The following is a 15,778-nucleotide window of genomic DNA, read 5'->3' on the forward strand; positions in this document are numbered from 1 at the left end:
AAGGAGAGCGACCCATGCAATCCGGCCTCCGCTTGCTGACCCGCAACCCGATCTGGGTGTTCGTGGCCATCATCTTCATCTTCTTCTCGCTGTCCACGGAGCGCTTCTTCGACATCGCCAATTTCCGCAACATCCTGGTGCAGACCTCGACCATCGGATTGATCGCACTGGGCATGACGCTGGTGATGATCAACGGCAATATCGACCTGTCCGTTGGGGCCACGCTGGCGCTGCCCGCGTCGGTCACGGTGGATGTGATGGGCTGGGGCGCGTTCGCGGAATGGGGCAACTGGCAGATCCTGCCCGCCGTTCTGCTGGGCCTGCTGAGCGGGATCGCCATCGGCGCCTTGAACGGGTTTATCGTCTGGAAAACGGGGGTGGACGCCTTCATCGTGACGCTGGGGGCCATGCTGGGCATTCGCGGCTTGGTCTTCGTCTACACGCAGGAACAGTCGTTCTTCGCCACCAACTTCACGTATTCCGACTTCGCCTATTCGGCCGTCCTGGGCGTGCCGACCCTGGCCATCGTGTTCCTGGTCTTCACCGTGGCGACCCACATCCTGCTCAGCCGCACGGTGCACGGATCGAACACCTATGCGGTGGGCGACAATCGCGAGGCTGCGGTGAATGCGGGCATCCGGGTCGGGCCGCACATGGTCATCAACTTCATGATCATCGGCTTCTTCGCCGCGCTGGCGGGCATCACCCTCAGCACGCAGATGGGGGCCGCGACGCCCAATCTGGGGCGCGAGTTCGAGCTTTGGGTCATCACGGCCGTGGTGCTGGGCGGCACCAAACTGACGGGGGGCGCGGGCTCGATCATCGGGACATTCGGCGGCGTGCTGGCCATCGGGATGCTCAGGAACGGGATGAACCTGATCGGGGTGCCGGCCTTCTACGTGCTGCTGGTTCTGGGTTCGATCCTGATTTTCGTGCTGTTCCTCGACAAGCAACTGAACCGCCAGGGTGAAGAGGAGATCCGGCTATGAGCGATCACGGCGACGACACCGGGTCCGTCCTGCGGCTGGAGAAGATCGTGAAGACTTTCCCCGGCGTGCGGGCCCTCGACGGGGTCGATTTCGAACTGCGCCCGGGTGAGGTCCATGCCCTGATGGGCGAGAACGGCGCGGGCAAATCCACGCTTATGAAGGTGCTGGCAGGCATGTATCAGCCCGACGGCGGCCGCATCTTCATCGACGGCCTGCGCTGCACCCTGCCCACGCCCATCGCTGCGAAAGAGATGGGCGTGATCCTGATCCACCAGGAGCTGAGCCTGGCCGAAGAGATGACGGTTGCCGAGAACATCTTCTTGGGCGAACTGCCCCGGTCGCGCTTCGGGTTCGTGGATTGGGGGGTCCTCGACAAGCGCGTAGGTGACATCCTGAAGATGCTGAACGTGGATTTCGGCCCGCGGACCAAGGTCAATCGCCTGTCCATCGCCAAGAAACAGATGGTCGAGATCGCCCGCGCCCTGACCCACGATGCCAAGGTCGTGGTGTTCGACGAACCGACTGCCTCGCTGACGGATGCCGAGAAGGTCGTGCTGTTCGACATCATAGGCGATCTGCAGGCCCGGGGCGTCGGGATCGTCTATATCTCGCACCGGATGGAGGAGATCTTCAAGATTTCCGACCGGATCTCGATCCTGCGGGACGGGTCCTATCGCGGCACGCTGATCACGGCCGAGACGGATGAGGACGCGGTGACCCGCGCCATGATCGGCCGGTCGCTGGACCTCAGCCGCGATGCCGGTGATGTGGCCCGGCCCGGGGACGTGAAGCTGGCGGTCGAGGGGTTGTCTTGCGGATCGCTCTATCAGGACGTCAGTTTCAAGCTGCGCGCCGGCGAGGTTCTGGGCTTCTACGGCCTTGTTGGCGCCGGACGGACCGAGATCGCCGAGACGCTGTTCGGCCTGCGCCGCCCCAGTGCCGGAACCGTGACGCTGAACGGCGAGGCGGTGCAGATCACCTCCCCCGCCGAGGCGATCGCCCACGGTCTGAGCCTCGTGCCCGAAAGCCGCAAGGAACAGGGCCTTGTCCTGGGCATGAACTGCCGCGACAACATCACCCTGCCCCAGATCGACAACCTGACCTCCGGCCCCTTCGTGTCCGGCCCGCAGGAGGTCGCGATCTATGAAAAGTACCGCGAGCGGCTGGAGATCAAGGCGCCCAGCTGGCGGGCGATGGTCAAGAACCTGTCGGGCGGCAACCAGCAGAAGATCGTCATCGGCAAATGGCTGTCGATGAAGCCCGACGTTCTGATCGTGGACGAACCGACGCGGGGCATCGATGTCGGCTCGAAGGCCGAGATCCACAACCTGATCCGCGAACTGGCGGCGCAAGGCCTGGCGGTCATCGTGATCTCGTCCGAGATGCCCGAGGTTCTGCGCGTCTCTGACCGTATCGCGGCGATGCATCAGGGGCGTCTGGTGACGATCTTCGAACGCGACGCGGTGACCGAGGATGACCTGATCCAGGCGATCTCGGGCATTGGCGTACACGCCGCATGAGGGTCGGTGTCGCAGGTTTGGGCCGCATGGGGCGGCCCATGGCGGCGCGGCTGATCGCGGCCGGACACGAGGTGACGGTCTGGAACCGATCCCCCGGAAAGGCCGACGGGCTGGACGCGACGTTTGCCGCCACGCCACGCGACCTGGCCGACCGGGCGGAGGTGGTCGTGACTATGCTGGCCGATGACGCAGCCTCGGACGCGGTGCATAGGGGTGAGGACGGGCTTTTCGCCGGAAAACTGGCGCACACTTTCCTGGAGATGGGCACAGTCTCGCCCGGGCACATTCGCAACCTCGACGCGACGACACGCGCGATGGTCATCGACGCCCCGGTCTCGGGCTCGACCCCGCAGGCCCAAGGCGGCACGCTGAAGATCATGGCCGGCGCGACCGAGGACGAGCTGACGCACCTGCGCCCCATCCTCGACGTACTGGGCGACCGGATCGAGGCGCTGGGGGACCGCGGCCGGGCAGCGGTGATGAAGATCGCCGTCAACATGCTGATCCACGGTATGAACCAGACACTGGCCGAGGCGCTTGCCCTAACGGATGCCGCCGGACTGGACCGGACGCGGGCCTTCGACATCATCGCAGGCTCGGCCGCGGGGGCGCCGATGCTGGCCTATCGCCGTCCGCTCTATCTGGATGAAGCCGCCCATGACGTCACCTTCGCCCTGGCCCTGGCGCGCAAGGACATGGATCTGGCCCTGGCGCTGGCCGAAGGGTTCGCGGTTGCGATGCCGCAATCCGCCACGACCCGCGACCGCCTGGCAACGGCCGAAGCGGCAGGCTTCGGCGCGCGCGACATGGCGGCGATCCTCGCCCATGAAAGGGGAGAGACATGAAAGCAGCCCTGTTCGCCGGTGGTTGGGAAGGCCACGACCCCAGCGCCTTCGCCGACTGGTGCAAGGCCTTGCTGGAAGACGACGGCGCCGAGGTCCGAATCCACGACTCGCTGTCCCCCCTCGCCGACCCGGACGGGCTGCGCGACGTGGATCTGATCGTGCCGATCTGGTCCTCTGCCCGTTCGGCCCACCGTCCCGAATTCGGCAACATGACGAAGGCCGAGGAGGACGGCCTGCTGACCCTCATCGGCAATGGGTGCGGGATCGGCGGCTGGCATGGTCACATGGGCGACGCCTTCCGCGACCGCCCGACCTATCACTTCCTGATCGGGGGCCAGTTCGTCGCCCATCCGCCAGGATGGCCCGACAACCCGGTGCCTTCGGACGATTTCGTCGACTACGACGTGACCGTCACCCAGCCCGCGCACGAGATCATGTCGGGAATCGACAGTTTCCGCCTGACCTCCGAGCAGTATTACATGCTGGTCGACCCCTCGAACCACGTATTGGCCACCACCACGTTTTCCGGAGAGCACCTGTGGTGGATCGAGGGGGCCACGATCCCCGTCGTCTGGACCCGCCGATGGGACAAGGGGCGCGTGTTCTATTGTTCGATCGGCCACACGCTGGACGATCTGAAGGTTCCCCAAGTGACCCAGATCGTGCGGCGCGGACTGTCCTGGGCGGCCCGTCGTTAAGCCGAGGGTCCTGACCGGCAGCTTCAGGTTCGGCCCCGACTACAGGCATTCGGAGGTCTGGCCAGTTGACCCGGGCCGATCCTCCGAACCGCCGCTTCATTCCGTGGGCGCCTCGCCGACCCACCCTGCCCGCAATGCCGCGCGGGTTCGAGGCCCGGCCCCTGGCGTCAAACTTCAACGGTCCGGGGGCAGGTCCCACCCTTTTTCGATTTCGCGGTCATGATGATGTCCGGGTCGGGGCCCCGGGCGCGGATTTGCCATTCCGTCGTTTCGGCATCTGCGATCTTTGCTGCCCCTTGGAATACGCATCGCCCCGGTCGTTGCGTCGCCCGAGGTGACCAAGATCGACCGCGCCGGGTTTATTCAGTAGCCCTGCCCTTAGGTATTGCAGGGCACGGGTCTGGCGACCCTGTCAGGAATACCACCCCCTCGCGCCGCTCAACGTCCCAACATATACACCGCCGTAATCGAGGGCTGTCGATTTCGCGCCATTCCGGCATGCCCTCAATGGGCAACGCGTTGTCTATATTGAGTGGACGCTCGCCCAGATGCCCTTCGACCGCCAGATCGTGCCGGGGGTACGAAAACCCCTGACGAAAGCAGATTGCGGTGGCGTCATGGCCCCGGTTGGCAACCAGCTTGCACCAACGATTCAGGCTCGCGCCGATGGGTGGCTTCGGTCATTGCCGTGGCCCCTGCGGGCAAGCCCAAACTGCTGCCCTGCCATGCTAAACTTGCAGCAAGGGTCCATATTCCTCAAGCGGGTGTCAAATCTGCCATCCACGTTGCGGTGAATGCAAACTAATGCACTTTGGCAGTTCACTTCTATTCGACCTCCGCCCACGACCTGAACGAACGCGGCGGCGTTCCCGGACGACGTTCCAGATCGACGGCGGACGACGGCAACCTCACCCCGGACGGCACAGGACGTCAGCAAGGCGCCACGTGATCCACCGCACTGATGAACCGACGATCGCGGACGCCATAGACATTGCCTTCGCCCCTTTAAGGGCTTTCGCTGAACAAGGATTTCCCATGAACGACCACGCCCGCCTTTCGAAACTGACCGGACTTCTGAGGGATGCGGACTGCCCCGCGATCGCCTTCGTGCCGGGCCCGAACTTCGCCTACCTCACCGACGTGACCCTTGCCCTGATGGAACGGCCCACGATCCTGATCGTCACCGCCGCGGGCGAGATGCACGCGGCGATTCCAGCGCTGGAGCGGGACCGCTGGACCGCCGAGGTGCCGCAAGCGCAGACGATCTTCTGGCAGGATTCCGACGGCTATTCCGATGCCCTGGCGGCACTGGCGCGGCAGACCGGGCTGGATGGCATCGCGGTCGAGGGGAACCGGATGCGCCATTTCGAAGCCGCCGCCCTGGCCGAGGCGTTCGGCACCGCCCCGACCGACGGCACCGCGATGCTGGCCCCGTTGCGCCTGCTGAAGGATGCCGGGGAAGTCGCCGCGATCGAGACGGCCGTGAAGATCAGCGAGGATGCGCTGACAGCGACGCTGGCCGAGATCGGCGCGGGGATGACGGAAACGGAAATCCGCGCGAAGCTATACATCGCGATGCTGGAACGTGGCGCCGACGGGCCGGCCTTCGACATGATCGTCCTGGCGGGCGGCGCCGCCGCCGATTGCCACGGCGTCCCTTCGGCCCAACGGCGCCTGTCGCGGGGCGATGCGCTGTTGTTCGATTTCGGCGCGACCCTGGACGGCTACAGCGCCGATATCACCCGCACCTACTTCTGCGAGGAGATCCCGGATCGGCACCGCGCCCTCTACGACACCGTGATGCGCGCGAACGAGGTCGGGCGCGAGATGCTTCGCCCCGGGCTGACCCCGCACGAGCTGGACGAGGCCGTGCAAGGCGTGCTGCGCGATGCGGGATTCGCCGACAACATCCGTCACAAGGTGGGGCACGGTCTGGGGCGCGACATCCATGAGGCACCACAACTGATGATCGGGAACCACCAGCCGCTGGAAGCGGGCATGGTCCTGACGATCGAGCCTGGGCTCTACGATCCGGGCGTGATCGGCGTCAGGATCGAGGACGACATGCTGGTGACCGAAGACGGCGCACGCGCCCTGACCTCCCTGCCCCGCGGGCCGCAGATTCTTGGATGACCGGAAGGATGCGCAGATCCGACCGGCGGGGTTAGGATCGCGGCGTGTTGGAGTGCGCATCACCCGGCAATCCACTGCGCGGCGGTTCCGCACCACGCCGGTTCATGCGTCCGTCAGGCCGACCAGTCCGCGTACCAGGCCTTGAACTGGGCATATTGCCGCTCGACATAGACGCGTTGGGCGTCGGACAGCGCATCGCTCTCGTTGAAATGCAAGCGGTATTCCTCGTCCCCGTTCAGGACCATCAGATACTTGTAGAACAGCACCAGATCGACACCCTCGTCGAAGGTGGACAGCACCATCAGCGCCTCTTCCAGTTCCTTCGCTTTGGCCCGCGCGGTTGCATCGCCGGTGGCGGCGGCCTTCGACAGCTCGACCAAATGCAGCACCTCGCGGGGCAGCGCGTTGCCGACCCCGGTGATGGCGCCGGTCGCGCCGCAATTGACGAAACCGTGGTAGACCTGCGTGTCGACGCCCACCATCAGGGTCAGATCCGCGCTGCCCGAGGTGATGTGCTGCGCGGCATAGCTCAGATCGTCCGCGCCGCCGAATTCCTTGAAGCCGATCAGGTTCGGATGCGCCGCGCGCAGGTCGAAGAACAGATCGGCGCGCGTGGGAAACCCGTAATATGGGCTGTTGTAGATGACGGCTGCCAGGTCAGGCGCCGTGTCGAGCACGGCGGCGAAATGCGCCCTCTGCGCCGCGACCGAAGTGCCGCGCGACAGCACACGCGGGATCACCATCAGCCCCTGCGCCCCGACCTTCGTGGCATGGGCGGCGTGGGCGACCGCGGACTTCGTGTTGACCGCGCCGGTGCCCACAATGACCGGCACGCCCGCCTCGACCAGCGCCTCGACCCCCGCCATCCGCTGGGCATCGGTCAGAAGCGGCCAATCGCCCATCGATCCGCAATAGACGACGGCGCTCATTCCAGCTTCGATCAGCTCCCGTCCTTTCCTGGCCAGGGCAGCAGGGTCAGGGGTCCGGTCGGGGGCGCAGGGCGTCATCAGCGCGGGTATGCATCCGCTGAAGATCTCGGTGTTCATCTGGGGTCCTTTCGAAAGCCGGGTCTGCGCCAAACAATTGCGCACCGACCGTGTGCCGTTGTGTTGTGTCTAGCCGACTTTCTGTCGACATGAAATATATTAGGGCGATCTGTTCGACCCGGGTGAGGGCCATAGATGACGCAATTACGCGGGATCGGATCCGCGGCGTCCTACAGAACGAGGCTGTTGCTATTGCGCCGGTCCGCCGAGATATAGGACTGGATCTGCCGCACGATCTGGTCCGCGTGGGCGATGGCCAGCGCGTCGGCCTTCTCGACATCCTTCGCCGCGATCGCCTCGATCATCTCGTCATGCTCGACCACATACCGTCGTGGAAGCACGTCGTTGAAGGTGGAATAGTACAGCCGCAGGATGCGCCGCCCCTCGTCCAGCAGCCGCGCAAAGAGCTCGGTGTAGTAGCCGTTTCCGCCGGCCCGCGCGATGGCGACGTGAAAGTCGCGGTTCGTCGCGATCATGTCGAAGGCATCCCCCGCTTCGACACTGCGTGCGAAGGCATGCTGGCACGCGCGGATCTCGTCGAGGGCGGCCTCGTCCCGCCGGGTGGCCGCCTCGCGAATGGTGACGCGATACATCAGGGTCAGGGCGTCGAAGAACGCGGACAGGTTCAGGAAATCGATCGGCGCCACCACCGTCGCGCGGTTCGTCAGCGTGACGATCAAGTTTTCCGATGCCAGCCGGACCAGCGCCTCGCGGATGGGGGTACGCGACATTTGGAACCGCTCGGACAGGTGTGCCTCGTCGATGGGACTTCCGGGCGCCAGCGTCAGGTCGATGATCTCGCGACGCAGCGTTTCATAGACGGTCGAAACGCCCGATCCCCGCTTGCGCTCGGGGCCGGTTGCAGTCTTCGCGCCCGTCCGCATACGCCCACCTGTCCGCTATCAATCGTACGTCCGTTATCGGCCAATCCCGCCAAAGTTCAATTCGTATTCTCCTTGTCGACAGACTGAACCTTCGGGAATATGGGGTAAATCTACCCACCGGGAAAGGTCGTGCCGTGCGGATCTGTGTCGTAGGAGCGGGGGTGATCGGCGTCAGCGCTGCCCACGCCCTTGTGCGCGACGGGCACGACGTCGTCATCTATGATCGCGCCGGTGTGGCGGCGGGCGCGTCGGGCGGGAATGCGGGTGCGTTCGCGTTCTCGGACATCATCCCGCTGGCCAGTCCCGGAATGCTGCGGCAGGCGCCGCGATGGCTGCTGGATCCGCTGGGCCCCCTCGCGATCCGGCCTGCATATGCATTGCACGCCCTACCGTGGTTCCTGCGCTTCGCCCGTGCCTCCCTGCCCGGTCCCTTCGCGGCGGCGCGCGATGCGCAGGCGGCGTTGATGCGCCTTTCCGCGACCTCACTCGATCATCTGTTGGACGCCATCTGTGGCGAGCGTCTTCTGCGCCGCGAGGGGCAGCTTCAGATCTACGACAGCGCGGCCGAACTGCGCGCCGCCAAACCGGGCTGGGACGCGCGAGCCGAGGCCGGGATCGACTTCCGGATCCTCACGTCGCCCGACGCGATCCGCGAGATCCAGCCGGGTCTCAATCCTTGTATCCAGACTGCAGTCTTCACCCCCGACTGGATCAACGTGACCGACCCCAAAGCCTGGGTCGAACACCTGGCCGAGGATTTCACCCGTCGCGGCGGCCGGATCGAACGGAAGTCGGTGCGCGCCCTCCAGCCCGATGGCGAGGGCATGGCCGTGGCGACGGAGGACGGGCGCACACCCTTCGAACGGGTCCTGTTGGCGACCGGCGCCGAGGCGAACGCCCTTCTGCGCCCCTTGGGTGCGACGGTCCCGCTGGATACCGAACGCGGCTATAACACCACCCTGCCCGCCGGCGCGTTCGACCTGCGCACGCACCTGACCTTTGCCTCGCACGGTTTCGTCGTAACCCGGATCGGCGATGGCGTGCGCGTCGGCGGCGCGGTTGAGTTCGCAGGCCTGACCGCGCCGCCCAACATGAAGCGGGCCGATGCGATGCTGGGCAAGGCTCGCAGGTTCCTGCCCGACCTAGACTCGGCAGGCGGGACGCAATGGATGGGGTTCCGCCCCTCGATGCCCGACAGCCTGCCGGTGATCGGCGCCGCGCCTGGCCATCCCAGCCTGCTGCTTGCCTTCGGCCACGGGCATCTGGGGCTGACGCAATCCGCCGGCACCGCTGACCTGATCGCGGATCTGGTTGCCGGACGCCCGCCTTCCATCGACATGGCCCCGTATCGCGCGGGCCGATTCCGGAAAACCGCCGTATGACGAACCACACCTTCAGCTGCATCGACGGTCACACCTGCGGCAATCCCGTCCGGCTGGTCGCCGGGGGCGGTCCGCGCCTTGACGGGGCGACCATGACCGAGAAGCGCGCCCATTTCCTGGCCGAGTTCGATTGGATCCGCACCGGCCTGATGTTCGAGCCGCGCGGCCACGACATGATGTCGGGCTCGATCCTCTACCCCCCGACGCGCGACGATTGCGATGTCGCCGTCCTGTTCATCGAGACGTCGGGCTGCCTGCCGATGTGCGGGCACGGCACCATCGGGACCGTGACGATGGCGCTGGAAAACGGGCTCGTCACCCCACGCGAGCCGGGCAAGCTGGTCCTCGACACACCGGCGGGTGTCGTCACCGTGGCCTACCGGCAGAAAGGCCGCTTCGTCGAAGAAGTCCGGCTGACCAACGTGCCGGCCTACCTGCACGCCCAAGGCCTGACCGCTACGGTCGACGGGTTGGGCATGGTCACCGTGGACGTCGCCTATGGCGGCAATTTCTATGCCATCGTCGAGCCGCAGGAGACCTTCCGCGACATCGCCGATTTCACCGCCGGCGAGTTGATCGGCCTCAGCCCGAAGCTCCGCGCCGCGCTGAACGACGCGCACGCGTTCGTCCACCCCGAGAATCCCGCGATCCGGGGCCTGACGCATATCCTTTGGACCGGCGCCCCCACCCATCCCCGCGCGACCGCGCGCAACGCGGTGTTCTACGGCGACAAGGCCATCGACCGCTCGCCCTGCGGGACTGGCACGTCGGCCCGCATGGCGCAATGGGCCGCCCGCGGGCAGCTGTCGGTCGGAGATGACTTCGTCCACGAAAGCATCATCGGCAGCCTGTTCGAGGGCCGCGTCGAGGCCGCGGCGACCGTGGGCGACCACACCGCCATCGTTCCCTCGATCAGCGGCTGGGCCCGCCAGACCGGCCTCAACACCATCTTCATCGACGACCGCGATCCTTACGCGCACGGATTCGTCGTCACCTGATAGATGGACATGGCCTGAATCGCCTTCCTGGCTGCATACCCCGGCCGACCACAACGCCGGGTTCGGTGCGCCACGGGACAGTTCTCCCCTCGGGCGACTGCATGATGCAGCTTGGCACGCCCGCGCTGTTCGCCCGGCAATACGGCCTGCTAATCATTCTGGTCGCGCTTCTGCCTGGCCTCGGCATCGCGCCCCAGAGCTTCTTCACCGCGCATGCGAACTGTTCGGTCCGACAACACGCGGCCAAACCCAACGATGGGAAGGTGGGACCTGATCACCACCCGCGACGATCACGCCTCGATCGAGATCTGCTGCAGCATCCATCCGGATTTCTTCCTCCTGAACTCCGAAAAGTCCGCCCTTCGTGCCTCATTAACTGCCGCGCGAGATCGAGGTTCGGGAACTATCAGGGCCAGGAGGTAACGCCTGTGTCCTATGACTGGCCGGATGAAACGCTGGAGCCGTTCAGGAGCAATAAGCGGCAACATCAGCCCGCTTTCGTCGCGGTGCAGAAAGTGGACCAGGATGGTCCCTATCACCCTGGTCGAAACCTGTCCCGCCTCATGCTTCTGAAGCGATGCTGGCAGGATGTGACCACGACCGCCGTCAACCGCTTGCTTGGCCGGATCAACCGCAATGACTTCGGCGGCAGCACGGTCTAGGCGGACATACGCGCTGGACACGAGGTTCGAAGCCTCGTCGACAAGGATGGGCGTCTCATCGGTCGAGGTTGCCCGGCATCATTCGCATTGCCAGCTCGCACAGGATCAACGCGCCTAAGCTGGCGTCGGTGAACCGCGGACGCGACCCGCGCGACTTCGCCCTCGCGGTGTTTGGTGGCCGCGGCTCGGTGCATGGCGTCGCGTTAATGGAAGCTTGGGGCAAAAAGTCGTGGTTCCGTGCGGAACGCAGGCCCGCCCTAAGGCTTCCGACTAGCGCCGCGACGACGACTCAGCCCCGCTTTTGGGGTGCCAACGTCATCAAGGGGCTAGACCAGACGCTGCACAGTGTGGTGGAACTTGAACGCGACGGGATCGCCGCCAACGGCTTGGACCTCAGCGCGACCTCGCTGATCCCGCTGAGCCACTACCGCTATCAGAACCAGGAATTTGAAGGCGAGTTCGAGGGCACGCGGGCTCGACACACGTAAGACGATCCCCCCAAGTATCGTTCCGTTTTACTCAACCTATGAGCGTGGCCGAACCCGGGGCGCATCGGACGACCACACGTCTGAGTGCATCGTCCGCAACAACCGCGGAGCCGACTTCAAGCTCTTACTAGCCCGACGGGACGGCTGACCGGGTCCCATTTCGACGGACTCAATCCCCTATGCCCGGCGCGGCGCCTTCGCCCGGGTATCTTCCACCGCCTGCGTATCTCTGAAGTGCGCGACATTCCGGTCGCACCGTCTGGCAAGCATGACAGCGGCACCCCTACCGATGCCTCTATTCATCCACCGTGCTTCGCAGCTCAGGCGTCGTCACCGCTGAGGACTGGGCGAACCGGGGTTCATCGACCCGGCGGCCCTGAAACGCCATGGCCCGAGGCATGGTCACGGCCGATCGTTCGCCGAGAGCGGGAACGAAGCCCAAGGGATCAGCCAGGGTCAGTTTCTGAGTCTCCTCAAGTCCCCGCGGCATACGCTGTTCGATTAGCGCCCATTTCGTGTGTAATCCCAAATGTCCCCTAGCAAACCGCGATAGCTGTCGGTGTTTGCAGGGCGGGGCGCAGTACACCCCAGGGTTCCTTCCGGTGCTGACCATCGGCTTTCCCTATACTTTCGACGTGGATTCGATGACATTCGGTAGGAGAGCCACGATATTGGCCCGAAAGCTATATACCTGACGGCTTTCTCCGCAATTTTGGGCCCAAGCGTCGCCGGCAGGCTGCTCTTCGAAACTCTTGATTGCGTCCGCGGCGATATCGGGGCCAGCCTCTTTATTCGCAACCTTAATGCGTAATCGAACAACCGCCTGATCAAGACCAGCCGTCAACCCCTTTTCGCATATCCCGCCGCTTGGTCTTCCATGGTACCAGAAGGACGCGGTCCCAAACCTCCACGATAGTGTACTCGAGCGAAGGCACGCGCTTTGCCCAACCTCTGCACTCCCTCGTCGCACTTTGAACCCGGTATTTCGACGCTGCATTTCTCACAGAACTGCACGAGCTGCGTGGCGCGGTGACCTCATGGCCGAGGCGGCCGGTCTTACATCTCGGACCGACCTATCGCAAAGACGCAAGGTTCTGCGATCGGGTCCATCGCCAGAGATGCCTTTTCTGGACCTGCGACACTGTAGACCCGCATCTCGCTATCCGAGTGCTGCAGTCGCGTCTCCCAGGTAGTCGGTCACGACGCGCTTTAACGTGGTCATGTTCACCGGCTTGGCAATGAGCGAGTCGAACTCGGCCAGCGCGTAGTCGCCCTGGTGCCGGCTGTCGGGATAGGCCGTGACGGCGACGATCGGGATCCGAACGTTCGGGTGACGTGCGCGTATGGTGATTGCGGCTTCGATGCCGTTCATGCGGGGCATGTTGATATCCATCAGGATGAGCCGCGGAACATCGATCTCGGCCAGCGCGACCGCCTCGATCCCGTCCACAGCAGTTGCGGGGCACAACCCCATCTTCTTCAGCATCGCTTCCAGGACCAAAAGATTGCTTTTGCTGTCGTCCGCGACGATGATGTGGGTCCTCTCATACCTCCGTTCGGTTCTTGGTCCCGTCCGGGTCATGCCACCAGTCTTTCGGCGCAGTCGGCCGCAATTTCGGTCGGAATGCGGACGGTAAAGACCGTTCCCTTGCCCGGAGTGCTTTCCAGCTGGATCTGACCTTCCATCATCTCGACGATGGACCGGACGATCGAAAGACCCAGACCGGTGCCGGCAGCCCCGATATTCAGGCCCTCGCGCGTTCGGACGAAGCGATCGAAAATCCGGTCGTGATCCGCGTCGACGATGCCGATCCCGGTATCGCGCACCCGGAGGAGAAGCAGCGACCGCCCGACATCCGGCACGAGGTCGAGCGAGGCGCGTACCTCACCAGCCTGGGTGAATTTCACGGCATTTCCGAGCAGGTTCAGACAGACCTGTCGAAATGCGTATTCGTCACCCAGGACCTTGGGCATCGACGACGAGATAGCTTCCACATCAAGGACCAGGCCCTTGCGCTGAACCTCGGGTTCGAGAAGAACCGCAGACTCGTGCAGAACGGAGGCCGGGCAGAATGGCCGACGGTCCAGACGCGCCTCGCCGCTTTCGATCCGGGTCATGTCCAGAAGCGAGTTCACCAGGGTCATCAACTCGCAACCCGACGATTGCAGAACGCTCAGTAGTTCACGTCCGTCGTCGTCGAGTTCCTGGTCTTCCAGCAGTTCAGCCAAGCCGACGATGCCGTTCAGTGGGGTCCGCAGTTCGTGGCTGACATTGGCGAGAAACTCGGTCTTGGCCGCATCGGCAGACACGGCCCGCTCTCTCTCGATCTCAAGTTCGAGGTTCTGATGTCTCAGGCGGCGATGAACGATGATCAGGGCGACAATCGGAGATGCGACACCAAGGATGATCAGGGTCAGGATGCTGAGGCCGAACACGGCGAAATCCCGTCGCGTCGCGGCCAGCGCCTCGGTCTGGTCGAGATACACTTCGACGGCCCCGATGACACGGCCGTCCTTGTGAACGGGCAGATACGTTTCGCTATAGAGATCGGGCCGATCCGGCCTTTCCGAGCCGTCCTTGACGCGGCTATCCGGTGTCAGCGTCTCGATTACGGCGGCCGCGGTATCACTATGGTTTCGACGGTCGGCCTCGGGGGAAACCGGATTGTCCGAGACGAAACGCTGGGCGCCTTCGGGTCCAAAAAGCTTGAACAGGAAGACCTGTCCGAAGGTCTCCATCTCGGCAATGGCGCGCAAATCATCCGCGTCGGGGGCGGCCCCCTGGGCCAGTTCCTCGATCCGTGGGATTCGGTGGACGGCATATTCGGCCCAGGCGATGGACTGCCGTTCGGCATCGCGCACCACGCTGCGTTCGGCGAGGATGTAGAAGAGCCATAGCGCCGTCGCCGCGATCAACACGGCAAAAGCTATGAATCCTATGAGCCTGCTAAGCTTCATCTAAGGCCAATCCCGTACCACAGGGAGCCGAAAGCCCCATCGACCGTTAGATCGGCAAAGTGTGAACATAGCTTTAAAAGTTGAAAAGCGGCCCGCGCGGACCATCACGCGCCCCGTGGGTAGACCGCTGAGACATTGCCGGTCCAGCACGCCGCCCAAGCGACCGGCTTCCCTGAGCACAATTACCGCGGACGGCGATACAGGCCGAAACTCGGGCGCTGTTAACCCCTCACGGCCCAATAGATACCCTTTGCATAGGCTTAACTTTTGGGGCGTAGGGTTCGTTGCGAGCAAGCAGACAGGGTTCTCGCACGATGTCCCGGAAAATTTGGCACCTGGTTCCAGCGATCGCTGCGGTCATTCTTGGCTGCACGCATTCCGCCGCCGCCGAGCCGGTGAAGGTTGGCGGAACGGGCGGATCCCTCGCCTATCTCAGATTCCGTGGGTGGGTCGATGGCGGTCGAGGTCGTGGAAGGCCTGGGAAGCAGCGGCGCGAACCGGGCGGTGATCGCCGGAGCGCTCGACGTGTCGATTCCCGGTCGCCCCCTGAAGCTGGCCGAGAAAGATGCCGGGCTTGTCGCGCGCCCCTTGCCGAACACAGCCTTCGCCCTCTTCACGTCCCGCAAAGAACCGGTCGATATACCAAGTTCACGCGTCTGGGAGCTTTACGAGAATCCCCATAATGCCGAATGACCTGTTCGGCGACCAGCCGGTCCGGGTTATCCTGAGAGCAGAGGCCGACAGCGATCAGGCTTTTGCCAAGGCAAGCTTCGATGGTTTCGAAGCCGCCTACGAGGCCGCGCGTTCCGTGCCGGGCGTTCCTCTCGCCCAGACCGATCAGGACAATGCGGATCTGGCAGAAAAGCTGCCCAATTCCGTGACAACCGGGACTTTGCTTCAGATGATCAGTGAAGGCCGCGATCTGCGCCCGGTCAGCATCGATGGTGTGCTGCCTTCGCCACAGACGATCCGAAGCGCAGAGTATCCCTATGTGAAGACGTTCTACGTCGTTCACCGGCCCGATGCGGCCGCCGACGTCGCCGCATATGTCGATTATTTGTTCTCCCCGCCCGGAATCGGTAAGGCGGAGGAACTCGGCGCACTGGTCGTCAAGTAGCCTTCATGGCGATCGAAGTGCGCCCGGGTTCGGCCATTCTGGACGATCAAAACCAGAT

At 64.2% G+C, this 15,778-nt stretch carries 15 protein-coding genes; 11 read left to right on the top strand and 4 right to left on the bottom strand.

What is annotated here, in order from left to right; all coding sequences use genetic code 11:
* Window positions 1–14: 14 nt before the first annotated feature.
* From PAA8504_RS02500 to PAA8504_RS02520, 5 genes are all read left to right on the top strand, one after another.
* Entirely contained in the window at window positions 15–989 is a 975-nt protein-coding gene (locus tag PAA8504_RS02500; RefSeq protein ID WP_108892557.1) for an ABC transporter permease, read from the top strand.
* The gene (locus PAA8504_RS02505; RefSeq protein ID WP_108892558.1) at window positions 986–2,509 is read left to right on the top strand and encodes a sugar ABC transporter ATP-binding protein; all 1,524 of its coding nucleotides are present in this window, start codon (window positions 986–988) and stop codon (window positions 2,507–2,509) included. The genes PAA8504_RS02500 and PAA8504_RS02505 overlap by 4 nt, the downstream gene beginning before the upstream one ends.
* The gene (locus PAA8504_RS02510; RefSeq protein ID WP_108892559.1) at window positions 2,506–3,354 is read left to right on the top strand and encodes an NAD(P)-dependent oxidoreductase; all 849 of its coding nucleotides are present in this window, start codon (window positions 2,506–2,508) and stop codon (window positions 3,352–3,354) included. The genes PAA8504_RS02505 and PAA8504_RS02510 overlap by 4 nt, the downstream gene beginning before the upstream one ends.
* Window positions 3,351–4,052, top strand: coding sequence for a ThuA domain-containing protein (locus PAA8504_RS02515; protein WP_108892560.1), 702 nt, complete (start codon window positions 3,351–3,353; stop codon window positions 4,050–4,052). The genes PAA8504_RS02510 and PAA8504_RS02515 overlap by 4 nt, the downstream gene beginning before the upstream one ends.
* Before the next feature lie 1,035 nt (window positions 4,053–5,087).
* A complete protein-coding gene (locus tag PAA8504_RS02520; RefSeq protein ID WP_108892561.1) occupies window positions 5,088–6,185 on the top strand; it encodes a M24 family metallopeptidase in 1,098 nt (365 codons plus the stop codon).
* 113 nt (window positions 6,186–6,298) lie between these two features.
* Here the strand turns inward: PAA8504_RS02520 and PAA8504_RS02525 are convergent, their stop codons facing one another.
* Both PAA8504_RS02525 and PAA8504_RS02530 read right to left on the bottom strand, forming a co-directional pair.
* Window positions 6,299–7,231 (bottom strand): dihydrodipicolinate synthase family protein, encoded by a 933-nt coding sequence (locus PAA8504_RS02525; protein ID WP_108892562.1) that lies wholly within the window; start codon window positions 7,229–7,231, stop codon window positions 6,299–6,301.
* A gap of 170 nt (window positions 7,232–7,401) precedes the next feature.
* Window positions 7,402–8,115, bottom strand: coding sequence for a GntR family transcriptional regulator (locus PAA8504_RS02530; RefSeq protein ID WP_108892563.1), 714 nt, complete (start codon window positions 8,113–8,115; stop codon window positions 7,402–7,404).
* Window positions 8,116–8,249: 134 nt separating this feature from the next.
* On the opposite strand from PAA8504_RS02530, the gene PAA8504_RS02535 reads away from it, so the two are divergent.
* The 4 genes from PAA8504_RS02535 to PAA8504_RS02550 all read left to right on the top strand — a co-directional run bounded on the left by PAA8504_RS02535 (window position 8,250) and on the right by PAA8504_RS02550 (window position 11,645).
* The gene (locus PAA8504_RS02535) at window positions 8,250–9,497 is read left to right on the top strand and encodes an NAD(P)/FAD-dependent oxidoreductase (RefSeq protein ID WP_108892564.1); all 1,248 of its coding nucleotides are present in this window, start codon (window positions 8,250–8,252) and stop codon (window positions 9,495–9,497) included.
* On the top strand, window positions 9,494–10,495 hold the full coding sequence (locus PAA8504_RS02540; protein ID WP_108892565.1) for a 4-hydroxyproline epimerase: 1,002 nt from the start codon (window positions 9,494–9,496) through the stop codon (window positions 10,493–10,495). The genes PAA8504_RS02535 and PAA8504_RS02540 overlap by 4 nt, the downstream gene beginning before the upstream one ends.
* Before the next feature lie 101 nt (window positions 10,496–10,596).
* A complete protein-coding gene (locus tag PAA8504_RS21755) occupies window positions 10,597–11,157 on the top strand; it encodes a hypothetical protein (RefSeq protein WP_146190438.1) in 561 nt (186 codons plus the stop codon).
* A gap of 68 nt (window positions 11,158–11,225) precedes the next feature.
* Window positions 11,226–11,645: a hypothetical protein gene (locus PAA8504_RS02550; protein ID WP_108892567.1), complete on the top strand. Its 420-nt coding sequence runs from the start codon at window positions 11,226–11,228 to the stop codon at window positions 11,643–11,645.
* 1,159 nt (window positions 11,646–12,804) lie between these two features.
* Here PAA8504_RS02550 and PAA8504_RS02560 read toward each other — a convergent pair.
* Window positions 12,805–13,227 (bottom strand): response regulator, encoded by a 423-nt coding sequence (locus PAA8504_RS02560; protein WP_108892569.1) that lies wholly within the window; start codon window positions 13,225–13,227, stop codon window positions 12,805–12,807.
* Window positions 13,224–14,603, bottom strand: coding sequence for a sensor histidine kinase (locus PAA8504_RS02565; protein WP_108892570.1), 1,380 nt, complete (start codon window positions 14,601–14,603; stop codon window positions 13,224–13,226). The genes PAA8504_RS02560 and PAA8504_RS02565 overlap by 4 nt, the downstream gene beginning before the upstream one ends.
* Before the next feature lie 453 nt (window positions 14,604–15,056).
* Here PAA8504_RS02565 and PAA8504_RS02570 point away from each other — a divergent pair, with 453 nt between their 5' ends.
* Together PAA8504_RS02570 and PAA8504_RS02575 are read left to right on the top strand one after the other, a co-directional pair.
* Window positions 15,057–15,296: a hypothetical protein gene (locus tag PAA8504_RS02570; protein WP_108892571.1), complete on the top strand. Its 240-nt coding sequence runs from the start codon at window positions 15,057–15,059 to the stop codon at window positions 15,294–15,296.
* A complete protein-coding gene (locus PAA8504_RS02575) occupies window positions 15,286–15,720 on the top strand; it encodes a type 2 periplasmic-binding domain-containing protein (RefSeq protein ID WP_108892572.1) in 435 nt (144 codons plus the stop codon). Before PAA8504_RS02570 ends, PAA8504_RS02575 begins: the two co-directional genes overlap by 11 nt.
* The last annotated feature ends 58 nt before the right edge of the window (window positions 15,721–15,778 follow it).

The sequence above is a fragment of the Palleronia abyssalis genome, from assembly GCF_900302445.1.
Taxonomy (GTDB): domain Bacteria; phylum Pseudomonadota; class Alphaproteobacteria; order Rhodobacterales; family Rhodobacteraceae; genus Palleronia; species Palleronia abyssalis.